The sequence below is a fragment of the Sphingomonas aracearum genome (assembly GCF_003345355.1).
In the GTDB taxonomy this organism is placed as follows: domain Bacteria; phylum Pseudomonadota; class Alphaproteobacteria; order Sphingomonadales; family Sphingomonadaceae; genus Sphingomonas; species Sphingomonas aracearum.
On sequence record NZ_QQNB01000006.1, the window covers coordinates 21,343 to 38,426 of the forward strand.

Genomic DNA, 17,084 nt, shown 5'->3' on the forward strand with positions numbered 1-17,084 from the left:
GCAGCACCCTTAGGTCGCGGAGACGGGGTTGAGGACAAACGCGGCGCGCTCGGCCAGATCGCCGATCTGAGAGAGGTAGTTTTGGAAGTGGGGCGTCGCGCGGTGGGCGGTAACCGCGTCCGCGTCCACGTACAGCTCGTCGAGGACGAAGCGGTTCGGATCGCTCTGATCCTGCCAGAGATCGTAGCGCAAATTGCCCGGTTCGGCACGGCTTGGCTTTAGCATGGCGTCGAGCAGAGCGCGCAGGCGGTCGACGGTATCCGCACGGGCGGTTAGGACGGCGACGATCTTTACGTTGGCGGTCATGGCACCATATCCTGTCCTGGTTATATCCGAAGCGGGGCGCATCCTGAGCGCCCCGCCCGTCATCCTGGTACTCACGCAGCGGCGCGATCGAGGGCTTCGATCAACGCGTCGGCCATGGCCCGGTCCGACGCCGGATTCTGACCCGTGATCAGCTCCCGGTCCACGACGACATTCGAAGCGAAGTTCTTGTCGGTGACAGAGACGTCGCCACCGGCCGACCGCAGCGCCTTTTCCATGTCGAAGAAGAGCTCGCCCTTCAGCACTCGCTCCTCAGCGATCTTCTCCTCGCTCGCCGAGAAGACGGTCATGCGGTAGCCTGAGTAGATCCAGTCTCGCGCCAGGTCGGCCGCCCCGGCGTCATCGCCTTCCTCCAGCGCCTTGCGGAAGGCCGGAGCATCGTCGAGCGTAGAAACAACGACCACCGGTCCGTGGCAGAGGAGCGCGGTCGGCTTGGCCGCCGCGTGGAAGTGACGGAGGATCGTGCCCGCATCGCGGTCCTGCATCAGATCGACGATGGGCGCGTGACCTCCCGGCACGAACACGCCAACGAAGCCGTCCAGACCCTCGTCGACAACCGATTTCAGCGTGCGGACGTCGTTCATGGCCGGGTGGCTGGCGAAGAAGTCCTTGGCGCGCTGGTATGCCGCCTCATCACCGCCAAAGTGGTCCTTCGTGTCGGAGCCGGCGTCGATGTGCGGCTTGGTCCCGTTGGGCGTAGCGAGAACAATATCATAGCCGGCGTCGAGCAGTGCCAGCGCGGGGACTGCCGTCTCGTTGAGATACTGACCGACCGTTGCGGTACTGCCGCTACGCAGACCGAGCTGTGTCGCGTTCGATCCAAGAACGAGAACCTGACCCTTGCTCATCTGAACCTCCAGGTTCGCGGCGCCCGTCGCCGATGGATGGGAAATGGGCCTCGTTGATATATTTCAGAAGTTTATCTTTCTAATGTCAGATATACGTCTGACAGGATGACTGCATGCGCTACGATCTGAACCTGCTGCCGATCTTCGTCGCGTTGATGGAGGAGCGCAGCGTCACGCGGGCTGCCGAGCGCATGGGCATGACGCAGCCCGCCCTGTCTAACGCCCTATCGCGTCTACGACTGATGCTTCAGGACCAGCTGTTCGTCCGCGAGCGCTACGGCATCCAGCCGACCCCGATCGCGCTTGAACTCTCACCGCTGATCGCCGAGGCACTCGCCCAGCTCGACGACGCGGTCCTCGGTCAGCAGGCCTTCGACCCCGCACAGGCCGAACGGCTCTTCACGATCGCGCCAAACGGCTATGTCGAGTTCGTCCTCGTCCCCGCCATCGTGGCGCGCCTGGAGAAGGTCGCCCCCGGCATAAAGCTTCGTCTGACGCCCTTCGGCAACGATCTTGTGGAAACAGGCGTCGTGTCGGGCACGACGGCGCTCGTGCTGGGCCGGATCGTCGATCCGCCCGACAACCTCGTCGTCCAGCACCTGATGGACGAAGGGCTCGCCTGCGCCGTCCGAGCCGACCATCCGGGCGTCGGCGATGTCATGACGCGCGAGCAGTTCGAGACGATGAAGCATGTCAACATCGTGCCGCCCGGACGGATGCGCGCCGGTTTGTTTCAGGCGCTGGCGCAGCAGCAGCTGAAGCGCGACGTCGCAATCTCCGTGACAAACTTCTTCGCGGTAGCCGAGATGGTGGCCGTGACCGACTATTGCGCCACCTTGCCCTCGCTCATCTGCAGGCGGCTGATGCACGACCCCCGGCTGAAGATCCTGCCGGCTCCGGTCGACCTTGGCAGCTTTCCCGTGGAAATGGCTTGGCACGTCCGCTATCGGCATGATCCCGCACACCGCTGGTTACGGGCGCTGATCGGCGCGGTCATCACCGACCTCACGGGGAAGGCGGCAGCGGCAACCACGCCGTCGCCAGCCTGAGGACGATGTCGAACCGCGATGTCGCTTGTGCGTATCCCGTACGCGACAAAGGTCGCTATACAGCCCCTGACGGTAGGATTTATCATGCGCGCAATCGGCTACCAGCAGCCCGGAACGATCGATCGCACGGAAGCTCTCGTCGATATTGAACTTCCCGATCCCAACGCTACCGGCCGTGATCTCCTCGTCGAGGTCAAGGCTGTCTCGGTAAACCCGGTTGATACGAAGGTCCGCAGCGGATCGGGTCCGATCCGCGGCGACTGGCGTGTGCTGGGTTGGGATGCCGCTGGTGTCGTTCGCGCTGTTGGCCCTGAAGTGCGCGGCTTCGAACCGGGCGACGAGGTGTTCTACGCGGGCAGCATTGGCCGCGATGGGACCAACGCCGAGTTGCACCTGGTCGACGAGCGCATTGTCGGGAAGAAGCCGGCCAGCCTCGATTGGGCAGAGGCAGCGGCGTTGCCGCTGACGGCGATCACCGCGTGGGAGGCCCTCTTCGAGCGATTGTCCGTGCGTACTCCTGTAGCCGGTGCAGCACATGCGCTGTTGATTGTCGGGGGTGCCGGCGGGGTAGGCTCGATGGCGATCCAGCTTGCTCGCCAGGTACCCGAGCTGATCGTCATTGCGACGGCCTCGCGCCCTGAAACGCAGGCTTGGGTGGGTGAGCTCGGTGCGCACCATGTCATCGATCATCGCCAGCCGCTGGCTCGGCAAGTGGCGGATTTGGGCATCGGCGCGCCGGCTTTCATCTTCTCGGCCACGCACACCGACGAGCATATCGAGCAGATCGCCGAGCTGATCGCCCCGCAGGGACGTTTTGCGCTCATCGACGACCCCAAGACGCTCGATGTCGTACCGTTCAAACGCAAGTCGGTGTCGACCCACTGGGAGTTCATGTTCACCCGGTCCATGTTCGAGACTGCTGATATGGAAACGCAGGGTCAGATCCTGTCGGCCATCGCCAGCCTCGTGGACGCCGGCGAGGTGCGCACCACCCTCACCGAACGGTTCTCCCCCATCAACGCCGCGAACCTCAAGCGCGCGCACCAGGCGCTTGAGAGCACTACCGCACGCGGCAAGATCGTCATCGAGGGTTGGCAGTGATGCGGTTCACGCTCAACGTCCGCCGCGCCCGCGGCCCCCGCTGCACCAACTGAAAGGGACCAAGCCTCGGCGTAATCGATGCCAGCCATGTGCGGTTGTGGGCGTCGCTTTCGCTGGATCACTGATATCTACAATCGTCAAAGACCGTGATGTTTCGAGATAGCAGACGCGGTCCTCGGGTGAAAACTCGGAACGTCTGCCAGCTCGGCATCTCACCAATCGGTGCCAAGAGCGGGGAGTGCTTCGGCTAAGAAGTCAATCCACGCCCGCGTCTTGGCGGCGGGGCGCCGCGTCGGGTGTGTGATGGCATACGCCGCTCCCAGCATCATAGGCGGCTCGTCCAGCTCAAGCTCGCTCAACTGACCGGCGCGAAGCGCCTCTGCCGCAATAAAGCGTGGCCCATAGACCAGCCCTTGGCCCGCGATGGCAGCGCGAACCAAGGCCTCGCCATTGTCGGAACACATCGATCCTGAGATCGGCACCTTGATCGTCCCGTCTTTGCCGAACGCCCACGATGTCGTTCCTGCAAGCGACGCGTTGGTGTGGCCCAGACAATCGTGATCGCCGAGATCGGCCAGGCGGGTTGGCGTTCCCCGCCTCGCCAAATAAGAGGGGGCGGCACACAACACGACGCGCATCGCCACGAGCTTGCGGGCAACAAGCGCACTGTTGGCGAGGCGCCCGATCCGTACGGCGACATCCCAACGCTCTTCCAGCAGGTCGACGTAACGATCGTTGAAGCCCAGTTCGATCGTCACCTCGGGATGACGTGCGGAGAAAGCAGGGATGAGTGAGGCAAGGTGCAGAACGCCGAAGGTGGCGGGCGCACTGACGCGCAGCAGTCCCTGCGCGGTGATCGACCGCGACGATGCCCCCGCCTCGGCTTCTCCGATCTCCATCAGGATACGTTCGGCCTTTTCAAAATAGTCGGTGCCTGCCTCGGTCAGCGACAGCCGACGCGTCGAGCGCTGGACCAGCGTGGTGCCGAGCCGCGCTTCGAGGGCGTCAAGGTGCTTGGCCGCCATCGCCGGCGACATGTGCAGATCGCGTGCGGCAGCAGAGATGCCACCTAGCCTGATCGCTCGGACGAACACGTCCATACCCGTCAACCGATCCGCCATGATTTCCTACCCGTGGTTGAAGCTGATCCTTCTACGTGGCAGATTATCATTACGCGATAGTGGGCACATATTCCGGTCAACAGATCGAACAATGATCCAGGCGGCTTCCGTGGCGCCTGCACCGGAGTCTATGACCATGAGCGTCCAGCCTACCTACTTCATCCCGCATGGCGGCGGCCCCTGCTTCTTCATGGACGATCCGCGCGGCGTGTGGAGCGGTATGGAAGCGTTCCTGCGCAGCCTGCCGAACTCGCTTGCTGAGAAGCCCAAGGCTATCCTCGTCGTCTCGGGACATTGGGAGACGGACGGCTTTGCCTTGACCGGCGCCGAACGGCCCGAGCTGATCTACGACTATTACAACTTCCCGCCCCATACCTATCATCTGCGCTACGACGTACCAGGCTCGCCCGCGCTCGCCGCCCGTGCCGCGGCCCTGCTCAAGGATGCGGGCATCCCCTCGTCTGTCGACGCGACACGGGGCCTGGATCACGGCGTGTTCGTGCCCCTCAAGGTGGCCTTTCCGGATGCGGACATTCCGCTGATCGAGATGTCCGTCGAGCGGGGGCTGAACCCGGCCCTCCATGTCGCTGCCGGGCGCGCCCTCGCGCCGCTGCGTGAGGAAGGTGTGCTGATCCTGGGTTCGGGCATGAGCTTCCACAACATGCGCGCCTATGGCGATCCGCGCTCGACGCCCGGCTCGCAGGCGTTCGACCAGTGGCTGACCGAAAGCATGGAGCTGGACGGCCCACAGCGGGCCGAGCGTCTGGCGCATTGGGCCGATGCGCCATCGGCGCGGTTCGCCCATCCGCCCGCCAAGGAGGAGCATCTGCTGCCCCTGATGGTCGCGGCCGGCGCGGCCGAAGGCGAAGGCGCCCGGGTCTATGCCGAGGAAGTGCTGTCGACCGCCATCTCGGGTTTCCGTTTCAACTGATCTCACCGCGTCACTGAAGGAGAATTATCATGACCATCGCCGTCACTGGCGCGACCGGCCAGCTTGGCCGCCTCGTCATCGAAAGCCTGAAGCGCAAGTCGACCGGCGAGCCGATCGTGGCGCTGGTGCGCTCGCCCGAAAAGGCCAGCGACCTGGGTGTCGAGGCACGCGCGTTCGATTACGCGCAGCCTGAGACGCTCGCTCCGGCACTGGCCGGGATCGACACGTTGCTCTTGATCTCGTCGAGCGAGGTCGGGCAGCGCGAGGCACAGCACCGCAACGTCATCGAGGCCGCCAAGACGGCGGGCATCAAGCGTATCGTCTACACCAGCCTGCTGCACGCCGACCGATCGCCGATCAGCCTAGGCGAGGAGCACCGTGCGACCGAAGCGCTGCTGGCGTCCTCCGGTATCCCGACGACCCTCCTGCGCAATGGCTGGTACACCGAGAACTACACCGGCTCGATTCCCGCAGCCCTGGAGAATGGCGCGCTCGTCGGCAGCGCTGGCGAGGGACGCCTGTCGCTCGCGACCCGCGCCGATTATGCCCAAGCCGCAGCCATCGTGCTGACCAGCGACGGCCATGAGGGCAAGACCTATGAGCTGGCCGGCGACGACGCGGTGACGCTCGCCGACCTTGCCGCCGAGATATCGCGCCAGACCGGCCGCGACATCCCGTACCGCGATCTGCCGCAGGCCGAATACGCTGCGATCCTGAAGCAGGTGGGCCTGCCCGAGGGCTTCGCCGAGGGAGTTGCGGCATGGGACGTCGATGCCTCGAACGGTGCGCTGTTCGATGACGACCACCAGCTCTCGAAGCTGATCGGACGTCCGACGACACCGCTGGCCGACGCCGTGCGGGCGCAACTCGCCGTGCAGGGCTGACGTTACGCAATCCCCAGACCGTTAAAGACATCCCTGGAGATAGCGCATGAATATCGACCCTTCCGGCAAGACGACGCTCGTGACAGGTTCGACGGCCGGAATTGGCGTTGCGATTGACGTCCCCCCTGTTTTTTCATCCAAGCTGAGTGAGAGTTTTCCGGCCCTTTGAAGCCTGCGGGCAAGGAGCTGGGACATGAAGAAGTCGAGATACACGGAAGAGCAGATCGCGTTCGCGTTGAAGCAGGCGGAGACCGGCACGTCGGTCGCCGAGGTCATCCGCCGGATGGGCGTATCGGAGCAGACGTTTTATCGCTGGAAGAAGGTGTACGGCGGGCTCGGTGTGGGTGAGCTGCGGCGGCTGAAGCTACTCGAGGAAGAGAACCGCAAGTTGAAGCAGCTGGTTGCGGACCTCAGCCTCGACAAGCACATCCTGCAGGACGTTCTGGCAAAAAAGCCCTGACGCCTGGACGACGGCGCGAGCTCGTCGCGCACGTCCAGGCGTCTCATGGTGTCAGCGAGCGACGTAGTTGCCTGGCGCTGGGCGTCGACCGGTCGTCGGTGCGTTACGTGTCGCATCGTCCGGACCAGGCGCCGCTGATGCTGCGCATCCGTGATCTGGCGGCGACGCGGACGCGCTACGGCTACTTCCGGATCTACATCCTGCTGCGCAGGGAAGGATGGTTCGTGAACCACAAGCGCGTCTACCGGCTCTACCGGGATGATGGGCTGAGCCTGCGGCTCAGGCGCCCTCGTCGCAGCGTCAGCGCTGCGAACCGTGAGCGACAGCCGGCAGCTTTGGCTGCCAACGAGATGTGGTCGATGGACTTCGTCTCGGACGCGCTGTTCGACGGGCGACGGTTGCGGGCGCTGACGGTGGTCGATGCGTTCACCCGCGAGGCGCTGGCGATCGACGTCGATCAAGGCATCAAGGGTGAGCAGGTCGTCGCGGCGATGATGCGGATCGCGTCGCTGCGCGGGACGCCCAAGACGATCCGGGTCGATAATGGCCCGGAGTTCATCTCGAAAGCGCTGGACCGGTGGGCGTATGAGAACGGCGTCACGCTCGACTTCTCGCGGCCGGGCAAGCCGACCGACAACGCCTTCGTGGAATCGTTCAACGGCCGCCTGCGCGACGAGTGCCTGAACAGCCACTGGTTCCTGTCGCTGGCAGACGCACGGGCCAAGATCGAGGCCTGGCGGCGGGACTATAACGAGAGCCGTCCTCACACGGCGCTTGGCTGGCTGACGCCAGCCGAATATGCTGCATCCGCCGGGGTTGACCCCGACGGATGCAGGCCGGAAACTCGCACCATGCCCGGATGAGAAACCGGGGGACCGTCAGTCGCCTTCCCGACAGACCAGATAGAACTTAACATGGAGAAGATGCCGGAATATGTATCGCATGTGAACGGTAGGTGGAGGAAGGCATGACCGAAGATGATGTCCTCTATTTCCAACGTCGCGCCGGAGCCGAACTGGAGTTGGCGCAGCGGGCGACCAAGCCTGAAGTCGTAGCGGCGCACCACCGGCTCGCCGAGGCCTATCTCGATCGTATCGCCTCCGTGGAACCGGCGAGGCAGGTGGAACATGCTTGACGAGTTTCGGTCCAGCGGGACCCTCTCACACCAGCGTTCGTCTCACCCTACGCTGCTAGGCACGCGGTTCGCCGCGTCTCCCTTCCTTTCGACGGAGGACCGGCTCGCGCTTGAGAGAGTCGCACTTCCCGCAAGGTCGGTCGCAGCCGGCAAGGACTTGTTGCGGGAGAGCGAGCGCGCCGCCCACATCGAGGTTCTGATCGATGGGTGGGCGTGCCGCTACAAAATGACGCGAGACGGCCACCGTCAGATCGTGGCGCTCCTGACCCCCGGCGAAGCGGCGAACCTGGACGCTCTGCTCTTCACGCGCCTGCATTATGCGGTGCGTACGCTCACCCCGACCAAGGTTCTCACCCTTCCGCGCGACCGCGTCCTGGCGCTGGCCGAGCAGCACAGCGGCATCGCCAAGACTCTCGGCTGGCTCGCGCTGAATGAGAACGCGATCCTCAGCCAGTGGGCGCTTTGCCTTGGCCGGCTGTCAGCCCGGCAGCGCTTGGCGCATCTGTTGTGCGAGATGAGCGCGCGGCTCGGCGATCTGGACGATGGGGAGAGCCGCTTCGAGCTGCCGCTGACCCAGGAGCAGATCGCCGATGTGCTCGGCCTCACTTCTGTCCACGTCAATCGCACGGTCCAGCAGCTGCGCGCCGAGAGCCTGATCGAGACGAAAGGGCGCACTGTCATGATCGCCGACATGGACGCGCTTCGTCAGATCGCGGGTTTCGATCCTGCCTATCTACAGGACGGGCGAGCATCCGCCCACCTCGCGCCATGAACGATTCCGAGATGGCAACGGCCTACGCCAATCCTTCTGCCGATTATCGGGCCCTGTCGCCGGAAGCCGAGCTGCTGCTGCGCGAAACCAATCATCGGTGCAGCAACGACCTCCAGCTCGTCGTGAGCCTGCTCGCGCTTCAGAGCCGGAAGGCGGCAAGTGACGAGACGCGGCAGGCGCTGATCGACACGATGGAGCGGGTCGCTATCCTCGCGCGTGCCCGAGCGTCGCTCAAGGAAGAACGCCGACCGACGCTGGAGGCGGCATTGCGGCAGGTATGCGAGGCGTTGCAGAGCCAGGCCGAGCCGCGCTCCATCTTCCTGTCGCTGGAAACGGCGAGCGCCGTGAGCGGCTTGTCGGCGGTTCAGGTCACGACACTGACGCTGATCGTCAACGAGCTGGCGACTAACGCCATTAAACACGCCTTCGCACAGGACCGAAGTGGTCGCATCCGCATCGTCGTGCGCCCGCACGACAGCCGAAGTCTGACGATCATCGTCGATGATGACGGTCTTCCTTTCCCCGAGATCGCAAGTCGAACGACGGGTGGACTGGGGCTCGGACTTGTACGGCGATTGCTCGAGTCGATCGGCGGGCTCGTCATTCTGCCCGCGAACGGATCAAAGTGTTTCGAGATCAGGGTGCCAATGGCGAGCCACTAGGCGTCATCTTGTCGTAGCCTTCGTGTGGAGAGTAGCTGGATCAGACTGAAGAGGGCGACGTGACCAACGACAATCCCGAATATTATGAACGGCGCGCCCGAGAGGAAGCCGAGGCAGCAGACAGTGCGAAATCGGCCGAGGCGGCATCGGCGCACCGCCTGCTCGCGATCGAATATGAAGCGCACGCGCGCGAATTGCGCAGGCGCACAAAGACCCGTCCGAAGCTGACGATCCGATCAGCCTGACGGGCGAGCAGGAGAGAGCCGATACTTTAGGGAGACAAGGACGACTATACCGATAAGCAGAAGCGTAAGGCTGAGCACATCGAGGAGAGCTACGAGGAACGCGGCAGACCCAAGGATGAGGCCGAACGCCGCGCCCGAGCGACGGTCACCAAGGAGAGCGGAGGCGGCGACGAGCCGGGATCGGGTCGCGGCAAAGCCGACATGCATGACTCCTTGAAGACGGGCGGTAAGGAGGGCGGAGAAGCATCCGCGCACCGATCGGCAGCCGATCGCTCCGCGTCCGCCAAGGCGGCAGCGGCGACCCGCAAGCGCAACGTCGCGGGAAAGTGAGAGATGGGCGGGATGTGGCCGAGAAGATGGCCACCAGCCCCCAGGTCGTCGGCCCAAGGGGCGAGAACCGGAACGCCTCGGATCGCCGTGTTTTCTCACGGAAAGAACATCGCACGGAGAGCGGCAATGACCGACGTTCAACGCGCACGCGATCGCATGATGGACGTGCATATCAAGCGGCGTGGCGTTCGGGATCAGCGCGTGCTGGCAGCGATGCGTGCCGTTCCGCGGGAGCGCTTCGTCGAACCGGGCCTCGAGGAGTTCGCGTATGAAGACGCTCCGCTTCCCATCGCCGAGGAGCAGACCATCTCGCAGCCCTTCATCGTCGCGGCGATGATCGAAGCGGCGGAGGCGCGGCTCGCCAATGTTCGATTTGAGCAAGGAGACGCCGAACACCCCGCCTATGCTGCCAGCAGCTTTGATCGTCTGTTCTGCGCGTCCGCCCTTGTGTTGATGTCGGATATCAACGCGGCCTTGCGCTGTTGGCGTGACCTTCTGAAGCCGGGCGGTACGATCGCGTTCGACACAGCCGCCAAGCCATTCGGCTTTTCGCAACGCGCGTCGGAAGCGGCGCTTCGTCACGGGGTGAGGCTGTCCTACGGCGAAGTGGCGGATACGCCTGAACGGTGCCGGGACTTGCTGGTTCAGGCAGGATTTGAGGTCGTCGATATCCGCAAAGCTTTCGCGAATACCAACCCAGTCGCGATCGACGACGTGATCGCCATGTACGACGAGCGCCTGGATCATCCGGCGTGGCGGGGCATCAAGGAGGCCAGAGCCGAAACGAGGGAGGCGATCAGGGCCGACTTCATCGGCAGCGTGATTGCCGACGCGGTGAGCGGCTATGTTCCCAATGATATGGCTTTGTTCTTCACAACGGGCAGAAAACAGCCGAGCTAAGGTCACTTGGGTTCGCTCGACCCTCGTCGCTCGCTGCGGCAAATAGCGCTATCAGAACGCCGCCACTTATCACGAGCGTTTACAGGAGACCGGTGAGAGAAGGCCCGAAAACGTACGCTAAGCCCGGCGCTTGTCCTGCATCGCCTCCAGCACGATGCGCGCCACGCCCGCGCTGTCGGCTACCAGTTCGGACAGGTCCGCGATGCCCGGCACCGCCAGGCGCGCCCCCCTGCCGCGGATCGTCTCCACCAGCAGCTCGGCCTCCGCCAGCGGCAGGCGGCTGATGCGGTCGATCTTCTCGGCCACCACCACCTCGCCGGGCTGCAGGTCCGCCACCATGCGCAGGAGCTCCGGCCGGTCGGGCCGCGCGCCGGACGCCTTCTCCCGGTACACGGCCGCCACGTAGAAGCCGGCCGCCCGCGCGCCGGCGACGATGCTCTCCTGCCGCGTCAGGTCCTGCTCGTCCGTGCTCACCCGCAGGTACACCCGCGCCGCCCTCACCTCGCTGCCTGCCACGTGCTCATCACTCCCGCCCGGCGTGCTTGGGTATACCCTTGTGAGCCAGCCCTTCAACGAGTGGCTCAAAGAGACATAAGCCGATGCTGTTGCGCTAAGCTAACCGTAAAGACCCGAAGTAGCCAACTGCGAACAATTGTCCCATTCAGCTGATCCGATTTCGGTTTCTCACTGCGCCCAGACCAGAGCACCAGAAGCGAGGGCATTGCGGTTGTCACGGCACGTCAAGCTGCCTTTTGGAGGTCGCTCAGCTTCTGGAACTCGGCCAGAATGTCGGCATGGTGTTGGGCAAGGTAGCGGACCACGCGGGCATTGCCGAGCAAGCGGTTCACGTATCCGGCGGCCAGCATGAGATCGAGCTGGTCGGCGCTGTAGCTCTGCTCGACAGCACGCAGCTGCCGATCCAAGTTCTCGCTCTCCCGCTGCATGGTCGCGACCTGGTCTTCGGTCAGGCCCGGCACCCGGCGCGGCTTGCCGGCGACGAGCTGATCGTCGGGCGTGGAAGCCACCAGCGATCGCGCATAGCTGACCGTGAACCGGTTCATCGTGATCATTGCCATGGCCGCCTCGACCTGACGGACGGGCTTCATGAAACGAAGCTCGGTGAACACGTGGATGGGTATGTGCCGGTCCTTCAGCAGGTCGGCCGCTTCCGGGCAGATGCCGACCAGCAGATTCCGCTTCTTCCGGATGCTCGCGATGTCGACGTTGAGGGCGCGGGCGAGCCGTTCCTCGGAGACGCCCTTTTTGACCGCGTTGAGGATCATCCGGTGTTCCTGGATGGTCGCGATCCGGCTGACCCGCTTGTTGTAGGTGAAGGCCTCGTCGTCGGTCGCGACCAGGCACACGATCTCGGTTTCGCCCCGCTCCCGCACGATCTCGACGCGCAGGTGTCCGTCGAGCAGATGATAGCGGCCGTGATCGGTCGCGTCCCGCGCGACGACAGGCGGTTCGATGATCCCGACCTCGGCGATCGAGGCTGCGATCTGGCCGTATTTCACCGACTTCTTCACGGCCGCGGAGACGGCCCGCAGCGGCATGATGCTGTCGATCGGGATACGCAGGCTGGCTTCCTCGAAGGCCAGTTTGACGGCCATGCTTTGCGGCCCCGGGCTCATGAGACCGCGCCCATCCGGTCGAGGCGGACCGCCAGGTTTTCAGGCAGGGTAGCGAGGTCCTCGTCCTCCACCAGGGCCGCGAACTGCTCGTTCGAGCGCAGTCGCCGAAGAGCTTCGATGATGAGGAGGAGCCGATCGCGCGCTGTGTCCGCACGGCGGATCAGGGCGCGCTTGCGATCGACGTCGTCCTGATAGGCACGGACGAGCGCGGCGGGCGAGAGCTTCTGTCCATGAGAGGGCTTGCCGGTATGCTGTTTGAGATGCTTGCCGCGCCGGCGCCGGTCCTCGACGATGCGCTTCGCGGCGAGCAGCTTGCGACCGCGCAATGTGCCTTTCTCATAAGCGAGCTGCAGGGCGCGCTGGACATCATGATCGTCCGCGTCGGCGATTTCCACCGCGACGCTGAGCGGGATCGCACGCGCCTCCACCGACCGCAGCAGCCGCTGCTCGCCCTGCTCGAGAAGGCGGGCAACCCCACTGACATATTCGAGCGTGAGGCCCGTCTTGCGGGCGATCTGGGGGAGGCTGTGGCCCCGCTCCCGCATGCCGCCGATATCCTGCAGCAGGTCGATCGCGCTATGCTGGCGTCGGGCGCAGTTCTCGACCAGGCTGGCGATCAGGCAATCTTCCGGGTCGGCCGAGACGACGAGTGCCGGAACTTCGCCCTGACCGAGTGCCCGGTAAGCCTCGAGGCGTCCCTGACCGCAGACCAGGTCGTAGAAGGGACCGTCCGCTTCCATGCGACGTGTGACCGTGATCGGGCGCTTGAGACCGACCTGAGCGATGTTGTCGACGATCTCTTTGAACACGCGCTTGTTGCGGGTGCGCGGGTTGACGACGGTGATGCGGTCGAGCGGGATCCACTCCACGCGCTGGGCGGGTCTGGCGGTGCTCATGCGGCCATTCTCCAGGATCGCCGTACCGCCATGCGATGAAAGGCGGACAGGTCATCGAAGCGGTAGGCGTCGAGCGAGAGGCCGTTATGCTCGCACAGGCGCAGCACGGCATCGCCCATGTCGAGGCGGGGAAGGAGGTAATAGTCGCGAGGCAGTTCGTTGCCCGGCGCCATCCGTACCGCGACTGTCAGGTCGGGCCTGAGCGCCGCATCGAGCCGGAGCTTCCAGCGCAGCGAACCGGCCGCGGTCTGAACGCAGCGCACCACCACCAGCGAAGCCGTGAACTCGCCGTTGACGGTGAGCAGGTCGGTCGCGGTGTCGCGGACGACCGTGCCGCCGGCCTGTTCCAGCGCCGCGATCGTGTCATCGACGATCCTGGGGTGCAGCTCCCGCAGCTTCCGGTTGATCTCCAGGTAGCGATAGTCGCGATCGGGAGCGAAGCCGACCAGCTCGTAGGCACGCAGCAGGCTGCCGAACCGGCGGCGGTACGCGCTGCTCGACGGCGCATCCTCGGCTTCATCGATGATCAGGCCCGTCAGCATGCCCTTGCTGGCGAAGATCGAAGCCAGCAGCTCGAGCATCGCCTGATCGCTGAGCCGCTCGGAGCGCGCGTCGATGGTGGCGCGCGCCCGGGCGAACATCGCCCGATCGACAATGGCCGCGAACGCGCCTTCGGCCCTGATCCACTCGTCCTCGGCGTTCTGGACGTGCTGGCGCTTCAGCTTGAAGGAGGTTCGCGCCCAGACATTGTCGCCCACGTACTTCTCGTTGATGAGCAGCTGATGGACCGTGCCCCGGGACCAGGGACGGCCAAGATCGGTGAGAAGGCCGCGCGCATTGAGCAGGTCGGCAATCTCGCGCTCGGGTTTTCCCACCTCGGTAAACAGCCGGTAGACCTCCTGGACCACCGCCACTTCTTCCGCAGGGCCGGGCACCAGGATCACGCGGTCGGTGGCGATGCTCTTGTGCTCGCCGCGGCCGAGCTCGCCCTTGGGATCGCCGTTCACGTCGACGAGGAGGCGGCGCAGGCCGTAGCCGGCAGCACCCCCCTGTCGGTAGCCGCGCCGGATCAGGTTCGCCTGACCCGCGAACACCTTGACGGACAGCTCGCGGCTGTACTCGGCCGCCATGGTGCGTTTGACGGTCTTGATGATCGACGAGCTGATGCTGCCGTCGTTGCGGAACTGCTCGGCGCAATACTCGACTTGGATGCCGGCGGCGCGGATACGAAGCTCGTGCGTGGCGGCCTCGTCCGGATCCTGAAAGCGACCTAGCCGGCTTACATCGTACACGAGCAGCGCCTGAAAGTCGGTGCGACCCGCCTCGATGTCGGCGAGCAGGAGCTTCAGACCCGAGCGGCCCGACAGGTTGAGGCCGCTCTTGCCGTCATCCTTGTAGGTGTGGACGATCTCATAGCCGTGGGTGTCGGCATAACGCCGGATCGCGGCGGCCTGATTGTCGGTAGAGTATTGCTGGTGCTCGGTCGACATGCGGACATACTCGGCCGCTCGCACCCGTGGCGGATCCGGTGGCTTGTCGTCCTCAGGCGTGTTCCAATTGATTACCATCGGCGGCCTCTGACCAGGAGGCGCACGCGCCCACAGCCGCCACTATCCTGAAAGGGGCGGCAACATGTTTCCAAATTCCGGCAGCCGATTTCCAGATGGGGGGAGGCTGACAGAGGCCGACTATATCGGTGCGGTAAGCGACGCTTTGCGAACCGAGCTCGGGACGGGCACCGGCGCTGCCAAGCAGATCCAGCGATGGACTGAAGCATCCGATCGGACGGCGCGAAACTGGCTGAACGGGGTTGTCGGGCCAAGCGGGCACCATCTGGTGAGACTGGCGCGGGAGTCCGATGCGGTGCTTTCAGCGGTGCTCACCATGGCCGCGCGACCTGAGCTGGCGCTCGCAACCGACCTGCATGCAGTCGAGGTCGCACTCGCCAAAGCGAGCGGAGCCTTCGAGGTCCTACGGCGACAGCGGACTGCAGGACGGTAGCAAGGGGCACAACCCGCGCGGTTGTGAAACTTCATCAGTCGCTAGCGCGCCAGCGCGGCCTTTAGCACGGGCAGGTAGCGACGCACCTGCTCCCGGTCGCTCTCCCGTTCACCGGGATTGATGCATCGGCCCGCTGCTCCGCGCTGCGCTCAGGCTCAAAGGATGGGTCAAGTTGGAACACGAAGTCGGCCGTAGGGAAGTGGGTCGCCAGCGCCTGCAGGTGGGCGAGCTCGATTGGCGGCTGCGCCTTGCGCAGCGATCCGCGTCGCCGTCGCTTCTCGATCGCGCACGAGTTGGGCCACTGGCAGCATCATCGCGGCCGGTCGTCGGTCTGCAGGGCGAGTGAGATCGGAAGTGTCAGCCAGGGCGGTGCCGGCATTGAGCGGCAAGCTGATAATTATGCCGCCGACCTGTTGATGCCGGCCTATCTGTTTCGACCGTTTGCTGCCGCTCACCGGCGGCCGTCATTCGAAGCGATCGACGCTCTGGCGGCTGCCTTTTCCACCAGCCGGTTGGCGACGGCGCTAAGGTTTATCGACCATAGCCCTTGGCCCTGTATGATCTTTTGCCACGGTCAGAACGAACGCCGATGGTTTCGACGCAATGGCGGCATTCCGGATCAATGGTTTCCCCGTGATGATCTCGATCCTGAGTCAGACGCGATGGACGTGCTGTATGGAAAGATTGATGGGTCGCGGCCGACGATCATCGGGGCGGACGCATGGTTCGATCGCCGGGGCGCCGATAGGTTTGAGCTGACCGAGGAGTGCGTCAAAGGCTTTGGGAATGATGTGCTCGCCCTTCTGACGCTGAAAGATCAAATGCTTGATTAGGACCGCGCAGCGTGGGGCTTTGAACTGGGCAAGTTACGCGTCAGCAATTCTCAGCCTACGCATCCGCTTGCATAAGAGTCCGAACCGTCGCGATCGGCAGGAACAACCGCAAGCCGTTGGAGGGCAGCGGCTCAAAGCCATAGCCGGTATAGAGCGCGATGCGTTTCGCCACCTTCTCGGCATCGCCGCAGTCGAACACGTCCAGCATGACGACGGCGATCCCCAACGCTTCGGCCGCCAAGGCCAGGCGCTTGAGGCAATCGACCAACAGATCGCCGCCATAGCCTTGCCCTTGAAAGCGGCTGTCGACGCCGATCATCGAAATGTAGGCGGCCGGGATACTGCCATGCGCAGGGTGGTTGCGGGCGAACCGATCGGGTAACTCGGTATAGTCGATCGCATGGGCGTTGGTGGCATAGAAGCCGATCAGCTCGCCCTCGGCACCGACCATCACGAAGGTGCGGACGTTATCCGCCTTGGCGAGCTTATTCGCGGTCCGGCGGAAGAAGTTGTCGACCTGCGTGATGCCACAGGAAAAGGCCGCTCGATCGTGCCTGGCAGGATCGATCGGTTCGATGGTGAAGAGATTTGCGTCCTCTGTCGCCGTCACCTGCTGACGATCGTCTCACGATGCCGCGCGAATGCTGCCCGAAGTCGCTCGGTGGGTGCCGGCGGCGTGTCGAGCGCCGCAAAGAAGCGCGCATGATCGACCGGCTGCAGGGTGGTGCGTTCGTGCGCCGCGATCGTCTCCATCGCAGAGCGATAGGCCGCGTTCATCGTGAAGACGGAATCGTCCACACCGGAAAGAGCGGCAGCCTGCTGAATCGCCTGCTTGATGCGCGGCTTGGTACGGAAGTTCATCCGCTCGCTGCTGCGCTCCTCAACGGCGCCGACCTGATCCTGAAAGCCAAGCATGGCACACCTCATCCAACCTTAACGCACATGTACGTCTTTGCGG

General features: G+C 64.3%; 22 protein-coding genes. 13 read left to right on the forward strand and 9 right to left on the reverse strand.

Translation table 11 applies throughout. From position 1 onward, the window contains the following. Positions 1 to 9: 9 nt before the first annotated feature. The gene (locus tag DVW87_RS17300) at positions 10 to 306 is read right to left on the reverse strand and encodes a putative quinol monooxygenase (protein WP_114689023.1); all 297 of its coding nucleotides are present in this window, start codon (positions 304 to 306) and stop codon (positions 10 to 12) included. A 71-nt stretch (positions 307 to 377) separates the two neighbouring features. Next, on the reverse strand, positions 378 to 1,172 hold the full coding sequence (locus tag DVW87_RS17305) for a type 1 glutamine amidotransferase domain-containing protein (protein WP_114689024.1): 795 nt from the start codon (positions 1,170 to 1,172) through the stop codon (positions 378 to 380). Positions 1,173 to 1,285: 113 nt separating this feature from the next. Here DVW87_RS17305 and DVW87_RS17310 point away from each other — a divergent pair, with 113 nt between their 5' ends. Continuing rightward, on the forward strand, positions 1,286 to 2,221 hold the full coding sequence (locus tag DVW87_RS17310; RefSeq protein WP_114689025.1) for a LysR family transcriptional regulator: 936 nt from the start codon (positions 1,286 to 1,288) through the stop codon (positions 2,219 to 2,221). Positions 2,222 to 2,305: 84 nt separating this feature from the next. After that, positions 2,306 to 3,322 carry a zinc-binding alcohol dehydrogenase family protein gene (locus tag DVW87_RS17315; protein WP_114689026.1) on the forward strand — a complete coding sequence of 339 codons (1,017 nt, stop codon included), beginning with the start codon at positions 2,306 to 2,308 and terminating at the stop codon, positions 3,320 to 3,322. Between the two features lie 212 nt (positions 3,323 to 3,534). Here DVW87_RS17315 and DVW87_RS17320 read toward each other — a convergent pair whose 3' ends face one another. After that, positions 3,535 to 4,443, reverse strand: a complete 909-nt coding sequence (locus DVW87_RS17320) for a LysR family transcriptional regulator (RefSeq protein ID WP_114689027.1) — start codon at positions 4,441 to 4,443, stop codon at positions 3,535 to 3,537. A 130-nt stretch (positions 4,444 to 4,573) separates the two neighbouring features. On the opposite strand from DVW87_RS17320, the gene DVW87_RS17325 reads away from it, so the two are divergent. The 10 genes from DVW87_RS17325 (at position 4,574) to DVW87_RS17365 (ending at position 10,762) form a co-directional block, all read left to right on the forward strand. Continuing rightward, positions 4,574 to 5,374 (forward strand): DODA-type extradiol aromatic ring-opening family dioxygenase, encoded by an 801-nt coding sequence (locus tag DVW87_RS17325; RefSeq protein ID WP_114689028.1) that lies wholly within the window; start codon positions 4,574 to 4,576, stop codon positions 5,372 to 5,374. A 29-nt stretch (positions 5,375 to 5,403) separates the two neighbouring features. After that, positions 5,404 to 6,258, forward strand: a complete 855-nt coding sequence (locus tag DVW87_RS17330; RefSeq protein WP_114689029.1) for an SDR family oxidoreductase — start codon at positions 5,404 to 5,406, stop codon at positions 6,256 to 6,258. Between the two features lie 46 nt (positions 6,259 to 6,304). Beyond that, positions 6,305 to 6,427, forward strand: a complete 123-nt coding sequence (locus DVW87_RS18550; protein ID WP_275402095.1) for a hypothetical protein — start codon at positions 6,305 to 6,307, stop codon at positions 6,425 to 6,427. Positions 6,428 to 6,451: 24 nt separating this feature from the next. Continuing rightward, a protein-coding gene (locus DVW87_RS17335) for an IS3 family transposase (protein ID WP_420822354.1) occupies positions 6,452 to 7,581 on the forward strand; the annotation gives its coding sequence in 2 pieces (ribosomal slippage) (positions 6,452 to 6,713 and positions 6,713 to 7,581; 1,131 coding nt in all). 104 nt (positions 7,582 to 7,685) lie between these two features. Further along, a complete protein-coding gene (locus DVW87_RS18195) occupies positions 7,686 to 7,853 on the forward strand; it encodes a hypothetical protein (RefSeq protein WP_181814892.1) in 168 nt (55 codons plus the stop codon). After that, the gene (locus DVW87_RS17345; RefSeq protein WP_114689032.1) at positions 7,846 to 8,625 is read left to right on the forward strand and encodes a Crp/Fnr family transcriptional regulator; all 780 of its coding nucleotides are present in this window, start codon (positions 7,846 to 7,848) and stop codon (positions 8,623 to 8,625) included. The genes DVW87_RS18195 and DVW87_RS17345 overlap by 8 nt, the downstream gene beginning before the upstream one ends. Further along, a complete protein-coding gene (locus DVW87_RS17350; RefSeq protein WP_017980708.1) occupies positions 8,622 to 9,287 on the forward strand; it encodes a sensor histidine kinase in 666 nt (221 codons plus the stop codon). Before DVW87_RS17345 ends, DVW87_RS17350 begins: the two co-directional genes overlap by 4 nt. Before the next feature lie 59 nt (positions 9,288 to 9,346). After that, positions 9,347 to 9,532 (forward strand): hypothetical protein, encoded by a 186-nt coding sequence (locus tag DVW87_RS17355; protein WP_239017988.1) that lies wholly within the window; start codon positions 9,347 to 9,349, stop codon positions 9,530 to 9,532. A 78-nt stretch (positions 9,533 to 9,610) separates the two neighbouring features. After that, entirely contained in the window at positions 9,611 to 9,862 is a 252-nt protein-coding gene (locus DVW87_RS18450; RefSeq protein WP_239017993.1) for a plasmid stabilization protein, read from the forward strand. 126 nt (positions 9,863 to 9,988) lie between these two features. Then, complete coding sequence (locus tag DVW87_RS17365) at positions 9,989 to 10,762, forward strand: protein-L-isoaspartate O-methyltransferase family protein (protein ID WP_114689034.1); 774 nt, start codon at positions 9,989 to 9,991, stop codon at positions 10,760 to 10,762. A gap of 117 nt (positions 10,763 to 10,879) precedes the next feature. Here DVW87_RS17365 and DVW87_RS17370 read toward each other — a convergent pair whose 3' ends face one another. From DVW87_RS17370 to DVW87_RS17385, 4 genes are all read right to left on the reverse strand, one after another. After that, positions 10,880 to 11,278 carry a recombinase family protein gene (locus DVW87_RS17370; protein WP_476712798.1) on the reverse strand — a complete coding sequence of 133 codons (399 nt, stop codon included), beginning with the start codon at positions 11,276 to 11,278 and terminating at the stop codon, positions 10,880 to 10,882. 224 nt (positions 11,279 to 11,502) lie between these two features. Beyond that, positions 11,503 to 12,375, reverse strand: a complete 873-nt coding sequence (locus DVW87_RS17375; RefSeq protein WP_239017989.1) for a plasmid partitioning protein RepB C-terminal domain-containing protein — start codon at positions 12,373 to 12,375, stop codon at positions 11,503 to 11,505. Between the two features lie 17 nt (positions 12,376 to 12,392). Further along, positions 12,393 to 13,292 carry a plasmid partitioning protein RepB C-terminal domain-containing protein gene (locus tag DVW87_RS17380; protein ID WP_114689036.1) on the reverse strand — a complete coding sequence of 300 codons (900 nt, stop codon included), beginning with the start codon at positions 13,290 to 13,292 and terminating at the stop codon, positions 12,393 to 12,395. Then, entirely contained in the window at positions 13,289 to 14,860 is a 1,572-nt protein-coding gene (locus tag DVW87_RS17385; RefSeq protein ID WP_114689037.1) for a recombinase family protein, read from the reverse strand. The genes DVW87_RS17380 and DVW87_RS17385 overlap by 4 nt, the downstream gene beginning before the upstream one ends. 681 nt (positions 14,861 to 15,541) lie before the next feature. Here DVW87_RS17385 and DVW87_RS17395 point away from each other — a divergent pair. Continuing rightward, on the forward strand, positions 15,542 to 16,126 hold the full coding sequence (locus tag DVW87_RS17395; RefSeq protein ID WP_181814894.1) for an ImmA/IrrE family metallo-endopeptidase: 585 nt from the start codon (positions 15,542 to 15,544) through the stop codon (positions 16,124 to 16,126). A gap of 55 nt (positions 16,127 to 16,181) precedes the next feature. Here DVW87_RS17395 and DVW87_RS17400 read toward each other — a convergent pair whose 3' ends face one another. Beyond that, entirely contained in the window at positions 16,182 to 16,736 is a 555-nt protein-coding gene (locus tag DVW87_RS17400; RefSeq protein WP_114689040.1) for a GNAT family N-acetyltransferase, read from the reverse strand. After that, the gene (locus DVW87_RS17405) at positions 16,733 to 17,041 is read right to left on the reverse strand and encodes a type II toxin-antitoxin system TacA family antitoxin (RefSeq protein ID WP_066652233.1); all 309 of its coding nucleotides are present in this window, start codon (positions 17,039 to 17,041) and stop codon (positions 16,733 to 16,735) included. The genes DVW87_RS17400 and DVW87_RS17405 overlap by 4 nt, the downstream gene beginning before the upstream one ends. Between the last annotated feature and the right edge of the window lie 43 nt (positions 17,042 to 17,084).